At 45.5% G+C, this 3826-nt stretch carries 4 protein-coding genes; 2 read left to right on the forward strand and 2 right to left on the reverse strand.

Annotated elements, in window-relative coordinates; genetic code table 11:
* Window positions 1-665, reverse strand: a 665-nt coding sequence (locus tag PX484_RS06105; RefSeq protein ID WP_288103152.1) for an ABC transporter permease, incomplete at its 3' end; no start/stop codon positions are given.
* A 160-nt stretch (window positions 666-825) separates the two neighbouring features.
* Window positions 826-2310, reverse strand: coding sequence for an efflux RND transporter periplasmic adaptor subunit (locus PX484_RS06110; protein ID WP_002803726.1), 1485 nt, complete (start codon window positions 2308-2310; stop codon window positions 826-828).
* Between the two features lie 121 nt (window positions 2311-2431).
* Between PX484_RS06110 and PX484_RS06115 the strand changes: the two genes are divergently transcribed.
* Window positions 2432-3313 carry a tetratricopeptide repeat protein gene (locus PX484_RS06115; protein ID WP_002803728.1) on the forward strand — a complete coding sequence of 294 codons (882 nt, stop codon included), beginning with the start codon at window positions 2432-2434 and terminating at the stop codon, window positions 3311-3313.
* Window positions 3314-3601: 288 nt separating this feature from the next.
* On the forward strand, window positions 3602-3826 hold a 225-nt coding region (locus PX484_RS06120), incomplete at its 3' end, for an antitoxin (protein WP_288103154.1).

Consider the following 3826-nt stretch of genomic DNA (forward strand, 5'->3'; position numbering starts at 1 on the left):
ACACCGTAGGGTCCGGTTTTGCCCACCAGTTGCGAGTTCATGGTGCTAAGGGGAATAATCAGCATTTCATCCTGATTATTGCCAAAAAAGGAGCCTTTCGCCTCTAAAATCCCGATCACCTCAAAACTGAGATTTTTGATCCGCAGCTGTTGACCGAGGGGATTTTGGGTGGGGAAAAGTTGCGCCGCCACTTCAGTGCCGATTACCGTTACCCGTTTGTTGCGGGCTAGATCGATATTATTGATAAAACGACCTTTTTCTAGGGTAAAATTGCGGACAGAAGCGTATTCTGGGGTGCTTCCCGTGACTAGAGCCGTCATGTTGCGATTACGATAGGAAATCAGGAAACGAGCGTTTATTTCCGGGGCGACTTCAGCGACGGTGGGAACTTGTTCGGCGATCGCCTGAGCATCGGCTAAAACCAAGGTTTTCGGTAAATTAACGGTGGTATTGCGTGCTTGTCGCGACCCCGGCACCACAAAAAGAGTATTGGGACCCAAGTTAGCAAACTGCTCATTGGCTAAGGTTTGCGCCCCTTGGCCAATACCAATCATGGCCACCACCGAAGCGTTACCGATGATAATTCCTAACATGGTCAGGCCGCTACGCACTTTATTGGCCGCTAGGGTGGAGACGGCCATTTTTAAACTTTCGATGATAAACATATAGGGGAATTATGAATTATGAATTATGAATTATGAATTGGGAAGTGGGGTGTGGGGTGTGGGGTGTGGGTAGAATAAATAAAAATAGTCTCCTGTCCCCTCTCTCCTGAATCCTGCCCGATCATAAAAAAGACAATTGGGAGATATTTGTTAAGAAAAATTATTGAGATTTTTGATTAGTTTTCGAGGTATCTTCGGCCCCTTCGGGGAGATCGATAAAGACCTTTTCTCCGGCTTCCAAACCTGATAAAATTTGGGTTTTATCGTCCAGGACTAAACCGATCGAAACGGGTTTAAAACTGGGTTTATTTTCGGCATCGGGAACTAAAACCCCTGACTTGCCTTCCCGGGTGACAATGGCTACAGTCGGCACGACGAGGGCATTATCTAACTGCTGGCCGACAAAAGTTACATCCACATTCATTTTCGATTTAAGTTTGTCCCGTCCCGTCACCAAACCGATTCTGACCTCAAAAGAAGTAACATTATTCTCGATAATTGCTTCGGGAGCCACGAGAATAACTCGACCTTCAAAGACTTCTTCAGGAAAAGCATCGGCGACAATGCGCACGGGTTGGCCGCGCTGCAATAAACCCACATCTACTTCCGGCACTTTAGCAATCACTTCCAATCCCGATGCTAGGGCGATAATCGAGGTGGAAGTGGCGGAAGCGGTACTGGAGGCCGAAGTGGTGGGAGTGACAAAAGAACCCTCGGTGGCGTATTTTTGGGTGATGATGCCATCAAAGGGAGCAGTAATGACTGTATCGCGGTATTGAATCTTAATTTGCTCTAAATCGGCCCTGGCGGCCGCTACAGATGATTCTAGTCGAGCCAGCTCGGTTTCTTGGGTTTTTTGGCGTTGTTCGAGGGCAAATTTCGCTTCTGCGATCGATGCTGCCGCTCCTATCATTTCCTGCTCAATTCCGGCCACTTCTGGGGAAGCGGTTTTATCTGCTTGTTCCAAACGGCGGATCGATTCGTCTAAATTGGCTTTAGCGTTGAGATATTCATTGAGGACGGCATCAAATTGGTCTTGAGCGATCGCCCCTTCCTGGACTAAATTTTCATTGCGTTTAACCCGATTTTCTGCTAGTCGAAAACGGGATTGGGCTGCTTGTACCTGAGCTTGCAGCTGGTCTAAATCTTTAGGAATTCTTTCTTTGGCCTGAGCTAAACGGGCTTCTAATTGCTTATAACTGGCCTGGGCCTGATAAAATCGGGCTTGTAATTGCCGGATATCTTCGGGAATGCTGCGTTTAGCCTGTTCCAGATTGGCTAGAGCTTCCCGCAGATGCGCTTCTGACTGCATTCCCTTGGCATACACCTCTAAATTATCCATGACCGCGAGGGTTTGTCCCTTTTTAACAATCATGCCCTGATCCACCAATAATCGCACTAATCGGCCAGGGTTTTTCGGGCTAATGTTGACACTTTGGATTGGTTCCACCCTACCACTAGCTTTAATTTCCACAGTGAGGGTTTCCCGTTGAGCAGCAACGGTCATTTTCGCTAATTCTAGGGCAGGAGGAGGAGTTTGCAGCAAGCGATAAGAAACCACTCCCACCGCCAGAAAACCACTAGCCATGAGTCCGAATATCCAAAATAGGGGGCGATTTGATTTTCCCAACACGCTTATTGCCATCGATCAGCCAAAAGTAATTGGTTATATACTAACGTCTCTAGAGTTGCCTTTGTTGTTTCTTTAGCCAACAACTCCCAAGCGAGATAGACTGATTAAAAAAGGCCTATCGCGGGGGTAAACTGTGCCAAAACTTAGATTAATCATTTCTTTGCTCATTTTTTTCGTCGCTGGCAGCCCGCTGGCTTTTTCCCAAGCACTACTCCCCTACGCCATCGAACCGGAGTTAGAACAGATGGAACAAGCAGGAATTGAAATCGCTGAGGATGCCATCCAATTAGCTCGTTTCCGCCGTACCGATGCGGCCCTCGGACGGGCTAAGTTAGCGGTGCAGTTAGCCCCCCATCTCTATCAAACTTGGTTTATTCTCGGTAGTTTATATCTGCAAGACGATCAGGTGCAACTCGGTATCGAGGCATTAAATCAATCTTTGTCCCTTGCTCCCGCCGATGCCCACGCTAATATTAAATTTTCCCTCGGTAGCGCCTATTTTCAGAATCAAGATTACAAGTCTGCTATTGCCCAAATTGAAGCGGGTTTGCAAATGAAACCCGATATCTCCCCCGCTCTTTTTGATCTCGGTAATTCCTATCTCAAGTTAGAACAATATCCTGCGGCGATTGCAGCTTACGAAAAGGCTGTTAGTCAAGATAAAGATTTTTGGCCCGCTATTAATAATATTGGTTTAGTTAAATACGAACAGGGTGATAAGGAAGCGGCTCTTAAAGATTGGCGGGCTGCTTTGAAAATCGATCCTAAACAGCCGGAACCTCAGTTAGCTATTGCGGTGGCTATTTATAGTCAAGGGAAAACTGAGGAGGGCATCAAATTAGCTCAGGCCGCTCTCACTAGCGATAGTCGTTATGTCAGTCTGGAATTTTTAGGGGAAAATCTCTGGGGTAAACGTCTTCTGCAAGATACGGAGAAAATGTTTAATCATCCCCAAATGAAAGATTTTATCGCTCGTTTACCACAACCAACCCCAGAAGTGCAGGAAGAAAATTAAGCTGATAAGTAAGTGGTTCTAATTAAATTGAAGATAGATTTTGTCTTCGATCCCCCCTGCTCCCCTTAATAAGGGGGGTGTCTGACAATTTTTAACAACTACCTACTTAATATCTAAGTCTCTACCTTAAAGTAGTATTTAAGAAGAACTGGAATTTCAGTGAACAGTTATCAGTAAACAGTTATCAGGTAGAACCTGAATCAAGGGTTCCCAGGTAAAACCGGGGAACGAGATAACTAGATAAATAAGTTAAAATAGTAAGGCGATCATTAACAAAGGGGTCAACAGATGCAAAATTTACGTCAGGTTTCTTTACTAACAAGTGGACAAGAGCAAGTATTAACTATTCCTCCTGAACTGGCCCTATCAAGTACAGAGGTTTTGTTACGCAAAGAAGGTCATCGCTTAATCATTGAGCCGATTTCTTCCGGTTCTCTAATTTCTTTGCTGACTACTTTGCCAGACATTACAGACAATTTTCCTGATATAGATGAAGGGTTGCTTCCCCTTGAT

The organism is Microcystis sp. M49636_WE2, assembly GCF_030065375.1.
Classification (GTDB): Bacteria; Cyanobacteriota; Cyanobacteriia; order Cyanobacteriales; family Microcystaceae; genus Microcystis; species Microcystis aeruginosa_C.